The 16815-nt window shown below is 70.9% G+C and carries 14 protein-coding genes; 5 read left to right on the top strand and 9 right to left on the bottom strand.

The window, feature by feature from the left end:
* Positions 1-3: 3 nt before the first annotated feature.
* Both ACFC14_RS07685 and ACFC14_RS07690 read left to right on the top strand, forming a co-directional pair.
* Complete coding sequence (locus ACFC14_RS07685; protein WP_376102563.1) at positions 4-1035, top strand: ABC transporter substrate-binding protein; 1032 nt, start codon at positions 4-6, stop codon at positions 1033-1035.
* The gene (locus ACFC14_RS07690) at positions 1032-3122 is read left to right on the top strand and encodes an iron ABC transporter permease (protein ID WP_376102566.1); all 2091 of its coding nucleotides are present in this window, start codon (positions 1032-1034) and stop codon (positions 3120-3122) included. Before ACFC14_RS07685 ends, ACFC14_RS07690 begins: the two co-directional genes overlap by 4 nt.
* A gap of 71 nt (positions 3123-3193) precedes the next feature.
* Here ACFC14_RS07690 and ACFC14_RS07695 read toward each other — a convergent pair whose 3' ends face one another.
* On the bottom strand, positions 3194-4036 hold the full coding sequence (locus ACFC14_RS07695) for an alpha/beta fold hydrolase (protein ID WP_376102568.1): 843 nt from the start codon (positions 4034-4036) through the stop codon (positions 3194-3196).
* Positions 4037-4131: 95 nt separating this feature from the next.
* Here ACFC14_RS07695 and ACFC14_RS07700 point away from each other — a divergent pair, with 95 nt between their 5' ends.
* Both ACFC14_RS07700 and ACFC14_RS07705 read left to right on the top strand, forming a co-directional pair.
* Entirely contained in the window at positions 4132-4698 is a 567-nt protein-coding gene (locus tag ACFC14_RS07700) for a TetR/AcrR family transcriptional regulator (protein ID WP_376102571.1), read from the top strand.
* Positions 4699-4926: 228 nt separating this feature from the next.
* Entirely contained in the window at positions 4927-5730 is an 804-nt protein-coding gene (locus ACFC14_RS07705) for a TspO/MBR family protein (RefSeq protein WP_376102574.1), read from the top strand.
* On the opposite strand, the gene ACFC14_RS07710 is transcribed toward ACFC14_RS07705, so the two are convergent.
* The 8 genes from ACFC14_RS07710 to ACFC14_RS07745 all read right to left on the bottom strand — a co-directional run bounded on the left by ACFC14_RS07710 (position 5712) and on the right by ACFC14_RS07745 (position 15405).
* On the bottom strand, positions 5712-6383 hold the full coding sequence (locus tag ACFC14_RS07710; RefSeq protein ID WP_376102577.1) for a response regulator: 672 nt from the start codon (positions 6381-6383) through the stop codon (positions 5712-5714). The genes ACFC14_RS07705 and ACFC14_RS07710 overlap by 19 nt on opposite strands.
* Positions 6380-8941, bottom strand: a complete 2562-nt coding sequence (locus ACFC14_RS07715) for an ATP-binding protein (RefSeq protein ID WP_376102579.1) — start codon at positions 8939-8941, stop codon at positions 6380-6382. Before ACFC14_RS07715 ends, ACFC14_RS07710 begins: the two co-directional genes overlap by 4 nt.
* Entirely contained in the window at positions 8938-9540 is a 603-nt protein-coding gene (gene kdpC, locus ACFC14_RS07720; RefSeq protein ID WP_376102582.1) for a potassium-transporting ATPase subunit KdpC, read from the bottom strand. Before kdpC ends, ACFC14_RS07715 begins: the two co-directional genes overlap by 4 nt.
* A gap of 25 nt (positions 9541-9565) precedes the next feature.
* The gene (gene kdpB, locus ACFC14_RS07725; protein WP_376102585.1) at positions 9566-11827 is read right to left on the bottom strand and encodes a potassium-transporting ATPase subunit KdpB; all 2262 of its coding nucleotides are present in this window, start codon (positions 11825-11827) and stop codon (positions 9566-9568) included.
* Positions 11828-11829: 2 nt separating this feature from the next.
* On the bottom strand, positions 11830-13509 hold the full coding sequence (kdpA, locus tag ACFC14_RS07730; RefSeq protein ID WP_376102588.1) for a potassium-transporting ATPase subunit KdpA: 1680 nt from the start codon (positions 13507-13509) through the stop codon (positions 11830-11832).
* Complete coding sequence (locus ACFC14_RS07735) at positions 13509-13598, bottom strand: potassium-transporting ATPase subunit F (protein ID WP_036303189.1); 90 nt, start codon at positions 13596-13598, stop codon at positions 13509-13511. The genes kdpA and ACFC14_RS07735 overlap by 1 nt, the downstream gene beginning before the upstream one ends.
* A gap of 260 nt (positions 13599-13858) precedes the next feature.
* A complete protein-coding gene (locus ACFC14_RS07740; RefSeq protein WP_376102592.1) occupies positions 13859-14452 on the bottom strand; it encodes an FMN-binding negative transcriptional regulator in 594 nt (197 codons plus the stop codon).
* Positions 14452-15405: a DMT family transporter gene (locus tag ACFC14_RS07745; RefSeq protein ID WP_376102594.1), complete on the bottom strand. Its 954-nt coding sequence runs from the start codon at positions 15403-15405 to the stop codon at positions 14452-14454. Before ACFC14_RS07745 ends, ACFC14_RS07740 begins: the two co-directional genes overlap by 1 nt.
* Between ACFC14_RS07745 and ACFC14_RS07750 the strand changes: the two genes are divergently transcribed.
* Entirely contained in the window at positions 15404-16807 is a 1404-nt protein-coding gene (locus ACFC14_RS07750; protein WP_376102597.1) for a PLP-dependent aminotransferase family protein, read from the top strand. The genes ACFC14_RS07745 and ACFC14_RS07750 overlap by 2 nt on opposite strands.
* The last annotated feature ends 8 nt before the right edge of the window (positions 16808-16815 follow it).

The following is a 16815-nucleotide window of genomic DNA, read 5'->3' on the forward strand; positions in this document are numbered from 1 at the left end:
CGAATGAAGAAGAAGCCCCTCGCCCTGATCGCCCTCGGCGGCGCACTCGTGATGGCCCTCGCCGGCTGCGGCACCACTCAAGCGCCCGCCGCCTCCGACTCCGACGCCTCGGCCTCGACGAGCGCGGGCTGCGGCGACGACACCACCGCGACCTCGACGGGCGCCGTCTCCGTCACGGACGACCTCGGCCGCACGGTCGAGCTCGACAAGCCCGCCGAGCGGATCGCGGTGCTGGAGTGGCAGCAGATCGAGGATGCGCTGTCGCTGTGCGTCACGCCGGTCGCGGTCGCCGACGCCGAGGGCTACAGCACGTGGGTCAGCGCGGAAGAGCTGCCGGAGGGCGTGACCGATGTGGGCACCCGCCAGGAGCCGAACCTGGAGACGCTGTTCGGCACCGAGCCCGACCTCGTGATCGTCGAGGTCAGCGCCGCAGACGACCCCATCGTCTCCCAGCTCGAGGCCTACGACGTGCCGGTGCTCGCGACCGTCGGTGCGGATGCCGCCGACCCCATCGCGAAGATGCTCGGCACGCTCGACCTCATCGCCCAGGTGACCGGCCGCGAGGAGCGCGCCGAGGTCGTCGCCGACGAGTTCCAGGCGCACCTCGACTCGGCCTCGGCCGAACTCGCCGATCTCGACCTGCCCACGAAGGAGTTCGTGTTCTTCGACGGCTGGGTCGACGGCGGCAACGTCGCGCTGCGTCCGTTCGGTCAGGGCTCGCTGGTCGGTGAGATCGGCGAGAAGCTCGGTCTCGAGAACGCCTGGACCGGCGAGGTCGACCCCACCTACGGCCTCGGGCAGACCGATGTCGAGGGCATGACCACGGTCGGCGACGCCAGCCTGTTCTACACGGGCACCGAGGACCCCGAGTCGGAGAGCTTCATCGACGCCCTGCAGGACAACCCGGCCTGGACCTCGCTGCCCGCCGTGGCCGACGACCGCCTCACCGCCTTCCCCGCCGGGATCTGGACGTTCGGCGGACCGCGCTCGACCCAGCAGATCATCGACGGCTACGTCGAGGTGCTCTCGAAGTGACGGGTGCCCTTCGCCTCGACGACGCGGCGGCCACGACGGAGCCGGCGCGCCCGGCTCCCGCTGTCGCGCCCGGCGAGGCGGAGGGACGCCGGCCGGGCGCCCTGCTGACGGGCATCGGGGTGCTCGTGGCCCTCGCCGTGGTGCTCTTCGCCGTCGCCTGCTGGCATCTCACGCAGGGCACGAGCGGTGCCGTGTTCGCCGACACCGAGGTGCTGTGGGGGTCGCGGGTTCCGCGCCTCGCGGCAGGCATCGCCGTGGGCGTGGCGCTGGGCGTGGCCGGCATCCTGCTCCAGTCGCTCGCCCGCAACGCCCTCGCCTCGCCGGACACACTGGGCGTGACCGCCGGTTCCTACCTCGCGGTCACGGCGCTCGCGGCGTTCGGCATCGCGGTGCCGGTGTGGGCGTCGGGCGCTGTCGCGTTCGCCGGCGGCCTCATCGCCGCGGGGATCGTGCTCGGGCTCGCGGGCGGCGCGGGTTCGTCCACCACGCGGCTGATCCTCGCGGGCACGGCACTGGCCCTCGCGTTCCAGGCCGGCACATCGACCCTGCTGATCCTGTTCGACGAGGAGACGAAGGGCCTGCTCGCCTGGGGAAGCGGCAGCCTGTCGCAGCTCGGCCTGACCGCGTTCCTGCAGGCGGCCCCGGTCGTGGTCGTGGTGACCGCGGCGGCCCTGCTGCTCGCGCGACGGTTCGACATCCTGGCGCTCGGCGACGACACGGCATCGTCCCTGGGCGTGCCGATCCGCTCGACGCGGGCCATCGGCATCCTGCTCGCCGTCACGCTGACCGCGGTATCGGTGACGCTCGCGGGGCCGATGGGCTTCGTCGGACTGTGCGCACCCGTGCTCGCCCGCCTGCTGACGCGGGTGGTGCCGAGCCTGAACCGCCATCTGCTCCTGATCCCGGCCGCCGGGCTGCTCGGCGCGATCGTCGTGATCCTCTCGGATGCTCTGCTGCGGGCGATCATCGGGGCCGAGGCGGCGATCCTCATCCCGACCGGCGTCGCGACGACGCTGCTCGGAGCGATCGTGCTCGTGCTCATGGCGCGGCGCCTGCGTGACGCCGGTCCGACGCGAGAGCCTCCGCGGGTGCGCTTCGGCGTGCGCAGCCGCCTGCGGTTCCGCATCACCATGGTGGTCGTCGTGCTCGGCGTGATCGGGGTGCTGATCCTCGGCCTGCTCGCCGGGCACACGTGGCTGCTCACCGGCGACATCGCGCTGTGGCTGCAGGGCGAGGCGCCGGCGGCGATCGCCTTCGCGCTGGACGAGCGCGCGCCGCGCATCGTGGCCGCCGTCGTCGCCGGTGGGGCGCTCGCGCTGTCGGGGGCCATCATCCAGGGTGTGAGCCGGAACCCGTTGGCCGACCCGAGCATCCTCGGCGTCACGGGGGGTGGCGGACTCGGTGCGGTGCTCGTGATCACGAGCGCCGTCTCGTCCACCGCGGGCATGATCGCGGGCGCCATCGCCGGGGCGCTGCTGGCCTTCGCGCTCGTGTACCTGCTGTCGTGGCGCGGCGGGTTGAACGCCGACCGGTTCCTGCTGATCGGCATCGGCGTCTCCTACTTCACGGTGTCGCTCACGACGTTCTTCCTGCTGAGGTCGAACCCCTGGGACACCCCGAAGATCTACACCTGGCTGTCGGGCACCACCTACGGCCGCGTGTGGGAGCAGGTGCTGCCGCTGGCGATCGTGCTGGCCATCGCGCTGCCGTTCGTGGTGATGAGCCGTCGCGAGCTCGATGTGCTGTCCCTCGATGAGGACACCCCGCGGCTGGTCGGCATCCGGCTCGAGCCCGTGCGGCTGACGCTGCTGGTTGTGGCGGCGGTGCTCGCGGCGCTCAGCGTGACGGCGATCGGCGTGATCGGCTTCGTGGGGCTCGTCGCTCCGCACGCGGCACGGGCGCTCGTCGGGGCCAGGCACGCCAGGGTGATCCCGGTCGCGGTGCTGCTGGGCGGTCTGCTCGTCGGGGTCGCCGACACGATCGGGCGCACCGTCATCGCCCCGGCGCAGCTTCCGGCCGGACTCGTGGTGGCGCTGATCGGAGCCCCGTACTTCGTCTGGCTGCTCTGGCGCTCGCGCGACGCGTAGCTCGGGCCAGGACGCAGCAGCGACGAGGCCCGGCATCCGTGGGGATGCCGGGCCTCGTCGTCACCGAGGGGTTACTTCGCGAGGAAGTCCTTCAGTGCGGCGTTGACCTCGTCGGCGTGCGTCCAGAGCAGGCCGTGCGGGGCACCCTCGACCTCGACGTAGTCGGCATCCGGCACCGCCTGGTGGAAGCGGCGGGCGGTCGCATCGATCGGGAGGATGTTGTCCTTCGTGCCGTGCAGGATCAGGGTGGGCTTGGCGGCGGCGCGGACGGCTTCGACGTCTTCACGGAAGTCCTCGATCCAGGCCGAGACGACCGCATAAGCGGCGACGGGCGCGCTGCCGACGGCGACGTTCCAGCTGCCGGTCACGGCCTGCTCGCTGATGCGCGAGCCCAGGTTCTCGTCGAGGTTGTAGAAGTTCTTGTAGAAGTCGGTGAACCACGCGAAGCGGTCGCCCTTGGCGGCAGCCTCGATGCCGTCGAAGACCTCCTGCGGCACGCCCTCGGGGTTGTCGTCGCGCTGCACGAGGAAGGGCTCGAGCGAGGCGAGGAAGGCGAGCTTCGCGACACGGTCGTGGCCGTACTTGGCGACGTAGCGGGCGAGCTCTCCGGTGCCCATCGAGAAGCCGACGAGCACGACGTCGCGCAGGTCGAGGGTCTCGAGCACCGTGTTCAGGTCGGCAGCGAAGGTGTCGTAGTCGTAGCCGGCGTTGACCTTGGAGGATCCGCCGAAGCCGCGGCGGTCGTAGGTGATGACGCGGTAGCCCTGGGCGAGGAGTTCGCGGGTCTGCCGCTCCCAGCTGTGACCGTCGAGCGGGTAGCCGTGGATCAGGACGACGGGCTGACCCGAACCCTGGTCTTCGTAGTAGAGCTCGATCGGAGTGCTGTTCTCGTTGCCGACGGTGATGTAGCCCATGATCCTGTCCTTTCGGTTGCGGTGAGAACGACCGTTCTCGCTCGATATGAACAATCTAGAGAACGTTCGTTCTCATGTCAAGTAAACTTCTGGGTATGACCGAAGACGAGGCCCGCGAGCGCATCCTGTCCGCCGCCGAAGAGCTCTACTACCGCAAGGGATACGCGGCCGTGGGCATGGACGAGCTGCGCGCCGCGGCCGGCGTGTCGCTGCGACGCCTCTACGCGCTGTTCCCCGCGAAGACCGACATCGTCACCGCCGTCCTCGCCCGCAAGCACGCCCAGTGGGAGTCCGGACTTTCGGGAGCCGTGACGGATGCCGGCGACGACCCGCGCACACGTCTCCTCGCGGTCTACGGGTACCTCGAGAACTGGTTCTGCGCCGACGACTTCCGCGGGTGCGCTTTCATCAACGCGTTCGGCGAGCTCGGCGGCACGAACCCCGAAGTCGCGGAGATCGTGCGCACGCACAAGGCGTCGTTCCAGGAGTACATGGCGGGGCTCGTCGCCGACACCGGTGCGCCCGCGGCGCTCGCCGCACAGCTGTCGATCCTCGCCGAGGGCGCGCAGAGCACGGCCGCGATCTCGAAGGACCCTTCCGTGGCGGTGCAGGCGCGCGGCGCGGCGGAGGTCTTGATCGACGCAGCCTTCGCTCGGGCCTGAGCGCCGCCCGTCGCTCGGAGCCCGTGCATCCGTAGGACCCGCACGCCTGTCGGGAGAATTCGCGGGTGTCGGGGGATCTGACGGCGTTTCTCCCGACAGGTGTGCTTTCTCCCGACGGATGCATGCGTGCGGACGGCGGTCGGGACGTTTTCCTAACCTGGTTAGCGAAAGCCTCGGCCGGTGTCAACCCCGATGCGCGGCGGCTCACCGCGCCGTAGCGTCGCGGCCATGGACTCACGTACGAAGGGCATCGGCCGGCAGACCCTGATCATCGCGGCGGCATCGTTCATGCTGATCGCGGCCGCCATCGGCGCGGGAGCGTTCGGCGGAACATCGGTCGATGACCTGCAGGACGGCGCGCTCTCGGCACAGGGCTCCTACCTCGCGCCCGCCGGCCCCGCCTTCTCGATCTGGTCCCTGATCTACATCGGGCTGATCGCCTACACGGTGTGGCAGGCTCTTCCCGCTCAGCGACAGGATGCTCGGCAGCAGGCAGTGGGCGGATGGATCGCTGCCTCGATGGTGCTGAACGGGCTCTGGCTCGTGACCGCACGGTATCTGACGCTGTGGCTCACGGTCGTCGTGATCGCCCTGCTGTTGGCCGTGCTCGCGCGGGTGATCGTCGTGCTCGGGCGCTTCCCGGCGCGCAACCTCGCCGACCGCATCCTCACCGACGGGGCGAACGGTCTGCACTTCGGCTGGGTGACGATCGCGACGGTCGCGAACACCGCGGCGTGGCTGACGCAGATCGCGCCCGAGAACTGGGCGCAGGCGGCGGATGCCTGGGCGATCGCCGTGCTGGTGGTCGTGCTCGTGATCGGAGCCGCCGCCGCGTGGGCGACCGGTCGCATCGCACCCGCACTCGCGACGGCCTGGGGTCTGGCCTGGCTCGCGGTCGGCCGACTCACCGGGGAGCCCGAGAGCACCCCGACGGCGATCACCGCGATCATCGTGGCCGTGCTGCTCGTCGTCGTCGGGGTCGTGGCGGTGCTGCGTCGCGGTGCTCGCACGGCTCAGAGAACGAGCCGGTAGCCCATCCCCGCCTCGGTGAGGAGGTGCACCGGAGCCCCGGGCGCCCGCTCGAGCTTCTTGCGCAGCTGCGACATGTACAGCCGCAGGTAGCCCGAGTCGGACACCTGCTCGCTGCCCCAGATCTCCTTCAGCAGATCCTGTCGGGTGACCAGGGCTCCCGGATGCCGTGACAGGTGCTCCAGCATCCGCCACTCCGTCGGCGTCAGGTGCACGCGCGTTCCGGCCCGGGTGACGGTCTTCGTCGCGAGGTCGACCACGACATCGCCGAACGCCACGGTCGACTCCCCGTTCGCCGGCATCGACCGGCGGGAGAGCGCCCGCAGCCGCGCGAGCAGTTCGTCCACCTGGAAGGGCTTCGTCACGAAGTCGTCGGCTCCGGCATCCAGAGCCTCGACCTTGTCGGCCGACCCGGTGCGGCCGGAGACCACGATGATCGGCACGTTCGTCCATCCGCGCAGCGCCTGGATGACCTCGATGCCGTCGAGACGCGGCATCCCCAGGTCGAGCATGATGAGGTCGGGATGCGTCTGCGCGGCGGCGGCGATCGCGGCGGCGCCGTCTGCCGCCACGACGACCTCGTATCCGTGGGCGGCGAGGGTGATCCGCAATGCCCGCACCATCTGGGGGTCGTCGTCGGCGATGAGGAGCTTCACTCCGTGCCCTCCGTGTCGGGAAGCCCTGCGCCGAGCGGCAGGGAGATGACCATGGTGAGGCCTCCGCCCGGGGTGTCCTCGGGTGTCAGGGTACCGCCCATGCCCTCGGTGAACCCGCGCGACAGGGCGAGTCCGAGACCGAGGCCCGTGGTGTTGTCGGTGTCGCCGAAGCGCTGGAACGGCTGGAAGATGCGGTCCCGTCGCTCGGGCGAGATACCGTCGCCACGATCGATCACCCGGATCTCTGCGCGATCGCCGAGAGTGCTGGTCGACACGATCACCCGGCTCCCCTCGGGCGCGTGGCGGTGCGCGTTGGCGAGCACGTTCACCAGCACCCGCTGCAGCAGCACCGGGTCGGCGAACACCGGCGGCAGCTCGGCGTCGAGGGCGAGTTCGACGTCGGCCGGGCCCAGCCCGAGCTCGTCGATGGCCGCGAGCACCGTGCCGGCGGCATCCATCCGCGAGGAGGAGACCGCGAGCACGCCGGCCTGCACGCGGCTGACGTCGAGCAGGTCGGTGACCAGCGTCGACAGGGTGGCGAGGCTCTCGTCGGCGGTCGCGAGCAGCTCCTGACGATCGGATGCCGACAGCTCGTGCGCACCGCGGAGTCCGCCGATCGCGGCGACCGCCGAGGCCAGCGGGCGCCGCAGATCATGACTCACCGCCGACAGCAGCGCGCTGCGCACCTGGTCGGTCTCGGCCAGCGCTTCGGCTTCGCTCGCGGTCGCCCGCAGGTCGGTGTGCTCGATCGCGGCCGACAGCTGCGCCACGATCGCGTCGAGCAGCCGACGTTCCGGACCCGCCAGCGGCTCGCCGTTCAGCTCGAGCACCGCGCGCGGGCCGCCGCCGGGGCGGACGCCGACCGGGATGTTCGTGGCGCGGCCGTCGGCGACCGGCTCCCCGTCGCTCGCGAGCACCTCCCCGTCGGGGGAGAGCACGCGCACGCCGCTGAGTCCGAACGCCTCCCGGGTGCGGCTGACCAGGGCCAGCACGGCGTTGTCACCCCGCAGCACGTTGCCGGCGACCGCGGCGAGCAGCTCGGCCTCGGCGGTGGCGCGCTGCGCGGTGCGGGCGCGGCGGGCGGCCTGGTCGACGATGATGCTCACCAGGATCGCGATGAGCACGTACAGGGCGAGGGCGAGCACGTGCAGCGGGTGCGCGATCGTGATGGTGAACAGTGGCGCGACGAAGAGGAAGTCGAGCGTGACCCCCGACAGCACCGCCGCGAACACCGCAGGACGGATGCCGCCGATGAGGGCGACCACGACCACGAGCAGCTGATAGGCGAGCACCTCGGCGGTGATCGACTCGGGGCTGCGGAAGGTGAACATCAGCCACGACAGCAGCGGTCCGAACACGAGGGCGACCGCGAAGCCGAGCAGCTGCCGCCGCCACCCCAGTGCCCCGCCGGTCATCCGCGGCAGGGCGAGCCGCCCTCCCGCCGCGGCGTGGGTCACGATGTGCACGTCGATGTCACCCGAGCGGCGGATCACCTCGGACCCGATGCCGGGGCCGGTGAGAGCGGCGGCGAGTCGACTGCGACGGCTGACGCCGATGACGAGCTGCGTGGCATCCACGCCCTGCGCGAACTCGACCAGGGTGGCCGGAATGTCGTCGCCGACGACCTGGTGATAGCTCCCGCCGAGAGATTCCACGAGGGTGCGCTGCGCGGCGAGAGCCCCCGGAGTCTCGTTCCGCAGCCCGTCCTGGGCCGAGATGTGCACCGCCAGCAGCTCGCCGCCTGCCGAACGGGCGGCGATCCGCGCACCGCGACGCAGCAGCGTCTCGCCTTCGGGGCCGCCGGTCAGCGCGACGACGACGCGCTCCCTGGCCTGCCAGGTGCCTTCGATCCCCTGCTCGGCGCGGTAACTGCGCAGGGCGCTGTCGACCTCATCGGCCAGCCAGAGCAGGGCGAGTTCGCGTAGGGCGGTGAGGTTGCCGAGGCGGAAGTAGTTCGACAGGGCGGCATCGATGCGCTCGGCCGGATACACCAGCCCCGCGGAGAGCCGGTCCCGCAGCGACTGCGGCGCGAGGTCGACGACCTCGATCTCGTCCGCGGCCCGCACCACGGCATCCGGGATCGTCTCCCGCTGCGCGACGCCGGTGATCTTCTCGACCACGGCGTTGAGCGACTCGATGTGCTGCACGTTGACGGTGGTCACCACGTCGATGCCGGCGGCCAGCAGGTCGTCCACGTCCTGCCAGCGCTTCGGATGCCGCGAGCCGGGGGTGTTCGTGTGCGCGAGTTCGTCGACGAGGGCGATCTCCGGGGCGCGGGCGAGCACGGCGTCGAGGTCGAGTTCGGTCAGGGCGACACCGCGGTGGTCGTCGACGCGGCGGGGCACCTCCGGCAGCCCGACGGTCTGCGCCAGGGTGGCCGCGCGCTCATGGGTCTCGACGATGGCGATGACGACGTCGTGTCCCTCTTCGCGCAGGCGCCGTCCCTCGGCGAGCATCTCGAACGTCTTGCCGACACCGGGAGCGGCACCCAGCAGCACGCGCAGGCGGCCGCGTCGGGGGTGTTCCGGTGCCGGGCGCTGCGTCCGATCTGCGCTCATTCGCCCTCCTGGCCGTCCAGCGCGAGGTTGAGCTCGGCGACGTTGATGCGCTCCTCGCCGAGGAATCCCAGATCCCGCCCTTGAATCCTAGACTCCACCAGGTCGCGCACCTCTTGTTCGGGCATGCCGCGTTCCTCGGCCACTCGCGGCACCTGCAGCAGGGCGTACGCGACGCTGATGTGCGGGTCGAGTCCGGAGCCCGAGGCGGTGACCGCGTCGGCCGGCACCTCGGAGGCATCCACGCCCTCGCGCTCCGCGATCGCGGCCTTGCGCTCCTCGATCGAGGCGACCAGGTCGGGGTTCTCCGGGCCGAGGTTGCTGCCGCTGGAGCCGGCCCCGTCGTAGCCGTCGCCGGCCGCGGAGGGGCGGGACTGGAAGTACTGCGGCTGGGCCTCGCCGTCGGCATCCGTGAAGGACTGGCCGATCAGCGCGCTGCCCCTGTCGTCGGGAAGGGGGGAGCCGTTCGCCTGCCCGGGGAGTGCGAGCTGCCCGATGCCCGTGACGAGGAGCGTGTACCCGACGCCGAGGATCAGCGTGAGGACGAGCATCGCGCGGACGGCGACCCCGGTAGTGCGGAGGGCGGTGCGAGTGGAGGACATGAGTGGGTTCCTTTTCCGATCCGGGTCAGAAGCCCGGGATGAGGCTGACGACGAGGTCGATGAGCTTGATGCCGATGAACGGGGCGATCACGCCGCCGAGGCCGTAGATCAACAGGTTGCGCTGCAGGATCTGCGAGGCGCTCGCCGGGCGGTACTTCACTCCGCGCAGGGCCAGCGGGATCAGGAACACGATGACGATCGCGTTGAAGATGATCGCGCTGGTCACGGCGGATGCCGGTGAGTGCAGCTGCATGATGTTGAGCGCGGCGAGCCCGGGAAAGACCCCCATGAACATCGCCGGGATGATGGCGAAGTACTTCGCCACGTCGTTCGCGAGCGAGAACGTGGTGAGCGCGCCCCGCGTGATGAGCAGCTGCTTGCCGATGCGCACGATGTCGATGAGCTTGGTCGGGTCGGAGTCGAGGTCGACCATGTTGCCGGCCTCCTTCGCGGCCGAGGTGCCGGTGTTCATGGCGACTCCGACATCCGCCTGGGCGAGGGCGGGGGCGTCGTTCGTGCCGTCGCCGGTCATCGCGACCAGACGCCCACCCTCCTGCTCGCGTCGGATCAGGGCCAGCTTGTCCTCGGGGGTCGCCTCGGCGAGGAAGTCGTCGACCCCGGCCTCCGCGGCGATGGCCTGGGCGGTCAACGGGTTGTCGCCCGTGATCATCACCGTGCGGATGCCCATGCTGCGCAGCTCGTCGAACCGCTCGCGCAGCCCGTCCTTGACGATGTCCTTGAGGTGCACGACGCCGAGGATGCGGCCTTCGGCGGCGGGTTCGCCGGACACCTGTCGGGAGTTCGCACGGATGTCGGTCCGTTCCGCGGCGTGTCCGCCGACATCCGTCTGTTCTCCCGACAGGTGGACGGGGGCGGATGTGCCGGGTGTCCGCACGGCCACGACGAGCGGGGTGCCACCGCTTTCGGCCACGGAGTCGGTGCGGGCGGTGAGCTCCGCATCCTCGGCGTCGAGCCCGAGCCAGGCCCGCACCGCGGAGCCGGCGCCCTTGCGGATCTGCGTGCCGTCGGCGAGGTCGAGCCCCGACATGCGCGTCTGCGCGGTGAAGGGCACGACCACGGCATCCTCCGGAGCGGTCACGCGGATGCCGCGGTCGGCGGCGAGCTCGACGATCGAGGCACCCTCGGGGGTGGGGTCGGCGAGCGAGGACAGCGCCGCGACCCGCAGCAGCTCGTCGGCCTCGACACCCGGGAGGGGCAGGACCTCGTGCGCACGGCGGTTGCCGTACGTGATGGTGCCGGTCTTGTCGAGCAGCAGCGTGGTGACGTCGCCCGCGGCCTCGACCGCGCGTCCCGACATCGCGAGCACGTTGCGCTGCACGAGACGGTCCATGCCGGCGATGCCGATGGCCGAGAGCAGCGCGCCGATGGTGGTCGGGATCAGGCAGACGAGCAGGGCGATGAGCACCGGGATGCTGACGGGCGAGGCCGCGTACGAGGCGATCGGGTTGAGGGCGAGCACCACGACCACGAAGATGATCGACAGGCTCGCGAGCAGGATGTTCAGGGCGATCTCGTTGGGGGTGCGCTGGCGGCTGGCACCTTCGACCAGGGCGATCATCCGGTCGACGAAAGTCTCGCCCGGCTTCGAGGTGATGCGCACCACGATCCGGTCCGACAGCACCCGGGTACCGCCGGTGACGGCGCTGCGGTCGCCGCCAGACTCGCGGATCACCGGGGCGCTCTCGCCCGTGATGGCCGACTCGTCGACGGTCGCGATGCCCGCGATGATGTCGCCGTCACCGGGGATCAGCTCACCGGCGGTCACGACCACGACGTCGTCGCGCTGCAGTTCGGCGGAGGAGACCTCAAGCGTCTCGGCGCGCTCGGCGGCGGCATCCGAAGCATGGTCGTACCCGACCACTCGACGGGCCATCGTGCTGGTGCGGGTCTTGCGCAGGCTCGCCGCCTGGGCCTTGCCGCGGCCCTCGGCGACCGACTCGGCGACGTTCGCGAACAGCACGGTGAGCCAGAGCCACACGGCGATGCCCCAGGTGAACGGAGCGGGCACCGGGGTGCCGCCCGAGTCGGCGGGGCCGCCGAGGAACGGTTCGGCGATCGCCAGCACGGTCGCGAACGCGGCGCCGACCCAGACCAGGAGCATCACGGGGTTGCGGATGAGGGCTGCGGGGTTCAGCTTGCGCAGGGCGCCGGGCAGGGCCGCCACGAGCTGCGACCAGCCGAAGGAGCGTGTGGGCTGCGCGGGGGTGGATGCCGCGGCATCCTGCTGTTCGGACGGGGATTCGGAAGGGGTGGTGAGGAGGGTCATGGTCAGACGAGTCCTTCGGCGAGGGGTCCCAGCGCGAGCACGGGGAAGTAGGTGAGGGCGGTCACGACGACCGTCACGGTGAGGAGGAGGCCGACGAACTGCGGCCGATGGGTAGGCAGGGTTCCCGACGTGGCAGGGACCCGTTCCTGCGCCGCGAACGATCCGGCGAGGGCCAGGACGAGCACGATGGGGAGGAAGCGTCCGAGCAGCATCGCGACTCCGAGTGCGGTGTTGAACCACGGGGTGTTCGCGGTGAGTCCGGCGAACGCAGAGCCGTTGTTGTTCGCGGCCGACGTGAACGCGTAGAGCACCTCGCTCATGCCGTGCACGCCCGGGTTCAGGATGCTGGTGGACTCCACGTCCTCCCGGATGCCGGGGATCGCGAAGCTCAGGGCCGTGCCGCCGAGGACGAGCGCGGGAACCACGAGGATGTACAGGCTGGCGAGCTTGATCTCCCGCGGACCGATCCGCTTGCCGAGGTACTCGGGGGTGCGGCCGACGAGGAGTCCGCCGACGAACACCGCGATGATCGCGAGCACGAGCATGCCGTAGAGACCCGAGCCGACGCCGCCGGGGGCGACCTCGCCGAGCATCATGTTCAGCATCGGCATCATGCCGCCCAGTGCGGTGTACGAGTCGTGCATCGAGTTGACGGCACCGGTCGAGGTGAGGGTGCTGGCGCTGCCGAACAGCGTGGATCCGAGGATGCCGAACCGCACCTCCTTGCCCTCCATCGCGGCGCCGGCGAGCTCGGGGGCGCTGCCCCGTCCGGCGAGTTCGAGTGCCGAGAGGGCGAAGGTCGAGATCAGGAAGATCGTGCCCATGACCGCGGCGACCGCGTAGCCCTGGCGGTGGTCGCCGACCATGCGTCCGAAAGTGCGGGGGAGGGAGAACGGGATCACGAGGATCAGCAGCACCTGCAGCAGGTTCGTGAAGCCGGTCGGGTTCTCGAACGGGTGCGCGGAGTTGGCGTTGAAGAAGCCGCCGCCGTTCGTGCCGAGGAGCTTGATCGCCTCCTGCGACGCCACCGGTCCGCCCGGAATGGTCTGGGTGCCGCCCGACACCGTCGTCACGTCGGTGAAGCCTGCGAAGTTCTGGATCACGCCGCCCGCGAGCAGCGCCACCGCGCCGATCACGGCGATCGGCAGGAGGATGCGGCCGAGGCCGCGGATGAGATCGACCCAGAAGTTGCCGATGGTCGCCGAGCCCCGGCGCGCGAGGCCGCGGATCAGGGCGATCGCGATGGCGAGGCCGACCGCGGCCGACACGAAGTTCTGCACCGTGAGGCCCGCGAGCTGCACGGTGTACCCCATCGTCTGCTCGGGCGAGTACGACTGCCAGTTGGTGTTCGCGACGAAGGATGCCGCGGTGTTGAAGGCCAGTCCCTCGGGCACGGCCGGGAGACCGAGCGACTGCGGCAGGAATGCCTGGAGTCGCTGCAGCCCGTAGACGAGCAGCAGCCCGACGACCGAGAACGCGAGCACGCTGCGGGCGTAGGCGCGCCAGGTCTGCTCGGAGGAGGAGTCGACGCCGATGAGCCGGTAGACGCCGCGCTCGACGCGCAGGTCCTTCGCCGAGGTGTACACCCGGGCGATGTAGTCGCCGAGGGGGCGGTAGAGGAGGACGAGCACCACGACGACGGCCGTGAGCTGCAGGATGCCGAACCAGATCGCCGCGCTCATCAGAACCGCTCCGGGGCGACGAGCGCGACCACGAGGTAGACGACGGCGGCGACGGCGAGGACGGCCGCGATGATCTCGAAGACGATCATGCGCGGTCCACCGCCTTGGCGACCAGGGACACGAGGGCGAACAGCGCGAGAGTCAGCGCGATGTAGATGATGTCGAGCACGGATCCGATCCAACTCCCGCACGCGGGCGGATCCGTCGATCCTCACGGTTCCCCTACGCCCCCCGCGCGGATGCATGCGGGTTGCTCACGGCATCCGGGTCCCTGTTTCCTCGTCGCACTTTCTGTCGCTTTCCCACAGCGAGAGCGACAGAAAGTGCGACGGGAAGGTGTCGGCAGGGGTCAGACCCGCCGCATCTCCGCCGCGAGTGCGCCGTTGGTCTCGGCGAACCGCGCGGTGATGTTCTCCCGCACCTCTGGCGGCTTGTTCTGGCTGAGCTTGGCGCGTGCGTCGAACCGGGTGACGCGCATCCGCAGGCCGACCGTCCCCTTCGCCGCTCGGCGGGTGCCCGGCTCGTCCTCCGACAGATGCCGGCCGTGCTCGCGCCCGTCCTCGAAGTGGTCGGTCAACCGCGTGAGCATGGCGTAGTTCTCCTCCTCGCTGAGGATCTCGGGGGTCCCGTAGAGGTGCGCGGTCACGTGGTTCCACGTCGGCACCAGATCTCCCGGCGCGTACAGGCTCGGTGAGACGTAGTCGTGCGGCCCCTGGATGATCACGAGCACCTCCTGCCGACCGAGTTCGTGGAGCTGATCGTCGGGCCGGCCGAAGTGGCTGGCGATCACGATGTCGTCCTCGTCCTCGATCAGCAGGGCGGGGTAGTGCGAGGCGACCAGTCCGGTGCTCGCCGGGGAGACGAACGTCGCCCACGGGTTGCCGCGGATGAGGCGCTTGACCTCGTCGGGGTCGGTCATCAGGTAGCGGGGTGTGTGGCGCATCAGGACTCCTCTTCTCGGGGCGGTCGTTCGGTTCGGGGGCGGTCTTTCAGACGGGTGCGCACCGCGAGTGCGGCGCAGAGGATCACGGCGAATCCGCCGACGGCGGTGGCCCAGCCGATCGGCTCGTGCAGCAGGAGGGCGGCCCACGCGATGCTCATCACGGGCTGGACGAGCTGGATCTGGCTCACCTGCGCCATCGGTCCGATCGCGAGCCCGCGGTACCAGGCGAAGAATCCGAGGAACATGCTCACCGCGGCGAGGTAGCCGAAGGCGAGCCACTGCACGGGGTTCGCCGCGGGTGGCTGCTGGATCGCCGACACCACGGTCAGGACGCCCATGAGGGGAGCGGCGACGACGAGCGCCCACGACACGGTCTGCCAGGAGCCGAGTTCGCGGGCGAGCAGACCCCCCTCCGCGTAGCCGATCGCCGCGGCGAGGACAGCCCCGAACAGCAGCAGGTCGGCCGTGGTGAGGGAACCGAGTCCGCCGTTCTGCAGAGCCGCGAACACGACGGCGGCGACCGCGCCGAGGATCGCGAAGACCCAGAAGGAGCGGTTCGGGCGCTCGCCGGTTCGGAGCACCACGGCGACGGCGGTCGCGGCGGGGAGCAGGCCGACCACGACGGCGCCGTGACTGGCCGGGGTCGTGGTCATCGCGAACGAGGTGAGCAGCGGGAATCCGGCCACGACCCCGCCGGCGACGACGGCCAGTCGCCCCCACTGCGCCCTGGTCGGGATGCGCTGTCGCGTCGCGGTCAGGGCGATGCCCGCGAGGAGGGCCGCGACGACCGCGCGCCCTGCGCCGATGAACAGCGGCGAGAAGCCATCGATGGCGATACGCGTGAACGGGAGGGTGAACGAGAAGGCGACGACACCGAGAAGCCCCCACCCGAGGCCGGCGCGCGTCGATAGCACTGTCGATCGCGGTGCGATAACGCTACTCTCTAGTTTCATGAATCAGGATAGCAGTGACCGGATCGTCGCCGGTGTCCGTGCGTGGATCGCCTCCGCCTCCCCGGGCGCACGAGTGCCGTCGAACCGTGCGCTGATGGCCGAGTACGGGGCGAGCCCGGTGACCGTGCAGAAGGCGATGCAGCAGCTCGTCCGGCTCGGGCTGGTGGAGTCGCGTCCGGGGGCCGGAACTTTCGTCCGCGCACTCCGCACCGCGCGATCGGCCGACTACGGCTGGCAGACCGCCGCGCTCGGCACGGCCCCCTCGGGACTCGTGGGCCTGTCGTCCACACAGCGCACGATCTCCCCCGATGCGATCGGACTCCACTCCGGCTACCCCGCGGTCGAACTGCTCCCGGAGCGGTTGGTGCGACAGGCGCTCGTGCGGGCCGCGCGCACCGACGCGGCACTGACCCGCTCGCCCGCCGCCGGCCTTCCCGAGCTGCAGGCGTGGTTCGCCGCAGAGCTGGCATCCACCGCGCCCGCCGGGGTCACGCCCGCGTCGGCGCGCGACGCCCTCATCATCTCGGGCAGTCAGAGCGGGCTGAGCTCGATCTTCCGTGCGGTCGTGGGCCCGGGGCAGCCGCTGCTCGTCGAGTCACCCACCTACTGGGGCGCGCTGCTCGCCGCCGCGCAGGCGGGTGTGGTGCTGGTCCCGATCCCCTCCGGGCCGCAGGGACCCGATCCGGATGACGTGGAGCGGGCGTTCGCGCAGACCGGCGCGCGGGCCTTCTACGCGCAGCCGACGTTCGCCAACCCGACCGGCGCGCAGTGGCCGATCGCGACCGGGGAGGCCGTGCTCGACACCGTCCGCCGACACGGGGCGTTCCTGATCGAGGACGACTGGGCGCACGACCTGGGGATCGATGCCGAGCCGTGCCCGGTCGCCGCATCCGACGACGACGGTCATGTCGTGTACCTGCGCTCACTCACCAAGAGTGCCTCTCCCGCCCTCCGCGTCGCGGCCGTGATCGCTCGGGGGCCGGCGCGGGAGCGGATCCTGGCCGACCGCGCGGCGGAGTCCATGTACGTGAGCGGGTTGCTGCAGGCCGCCGCGCTCGACGTGGTCACGCAGCCCGGCTGGCGCACGCACCTGCGCGGGTTCCGCGAGCACCTGCGCGCGCGCCGCGACCTGCTGGTCTCGAGCCTGACCGAGCACGCCCCGTCTGCGCAGGTCGAGATCGTGCCGGCGGGTGGCCTGAACCTGTGGGTGCGGCTGCCCGAGGGGACGGATGTCACACAGGTCGTCCGCGACTGCGAGGTGCGGGGCGTGATCATCTCCCCGGGATCCGAGTGGTTCCCCGCCGAGCCCTCCGGCTCGTACGTGCGGCTCAACTACGCGAACGCCGACCCCGCGCGCTTCGCCGAGGCCGCCGGCATCCTCGGTTCGGTGCTCGACGGCTGACGGCTGAC

Source organism: Microbacterium sp. NPDC055988, assembly GCF_042269505.1.
Taxonomy (GTDB): Bacteria; Actinomycetota; Actinomycetes; order Actinomycetales; family Microbacteriaceae; genus Microbacterium.

Coding starts and splice junctions, on each gene's coding strand:
- ACFC14_RS07735 (WP_036303189.1), bottom strand. CDS start 13,598: ATGATCGTCTTCGAGATCATCGCGGCCGTCCTCGCCGTCGCCGCCGTC.
- ACFC14_RS07685 (WP_376102563.1), top strand. CDS start 4: ATGAAGAAGAAGCCCCTCGCCCTGATCGCCCTCGGCGGCGCACTCGTG.
- ACFC14_RS07695 (WP_376102568.1), bottom strand. CDS start 4,036: ATGGGCTACATCACCGTCGGCAACGAGAACAGCACTCCGATCGAGCTC.
- ACFC14_RS07715 (WP_376102579.1), bottom strand. CDS start 8,941: ATGAGCGCAGATCGGACGCAGCGCCCGGCACCGGAACACCCCCGACGC.
- ACFC14_RS07750 (WP_376102597.1), top strand. CDS start 15,404: ATGAATCAGGATAGCAGTGACCGGATCGTCGCCGGTGTCCGTGCGTGG.
- ACFC14_RS07700 (WP_376102571.1), top strand. CDS start 4,132: ATGACCGAAGACGAGGCCCGCGAGCGCATCCTGTCCGCCGCCGAAGAG.
- ACFC14_RS07745 (WP_376102594.1), bottom strand. CDS start 15,405: ATGAAACTAGAGAGTAGCGTTATCGCACCGCGATCGACAGTGCTATCG.
- kdpA (WP_376102588.1), bottom strand. CDS start 13,509: ATGAGCGCGGCGATCTGGTTCGGCATCCTGCAGCTCACGGCCGTCGTC.
- ACFC14_RS07740 (WP_376102592.1), bottom strand. CDS start 14,452: ATGCGCCACACACCCCGCTACCTGATGACCGACCCCGACGAGGTCAAG.
- ACFC14_RS07705 (WP_376102574.1), top strand. CDS start 4,927: ATGGACTCACGTACGAAGGGCATCGGCCGGCAGACCCTGATCATCGCG.
- kdpC (WP_376102582.1), bottom strand. CDS start 9,540: ATGTCCTCCACTCGCACCGCCCTCCGCACTACCGGGGTCGCCGTCCGC.
- kdpB (WP_376102585.1), bottom strand. CDS start 11,827: ATGACCCTCCTCACCACCCCTTCCGAATCCCCGTCCGAACAGCAGGAT.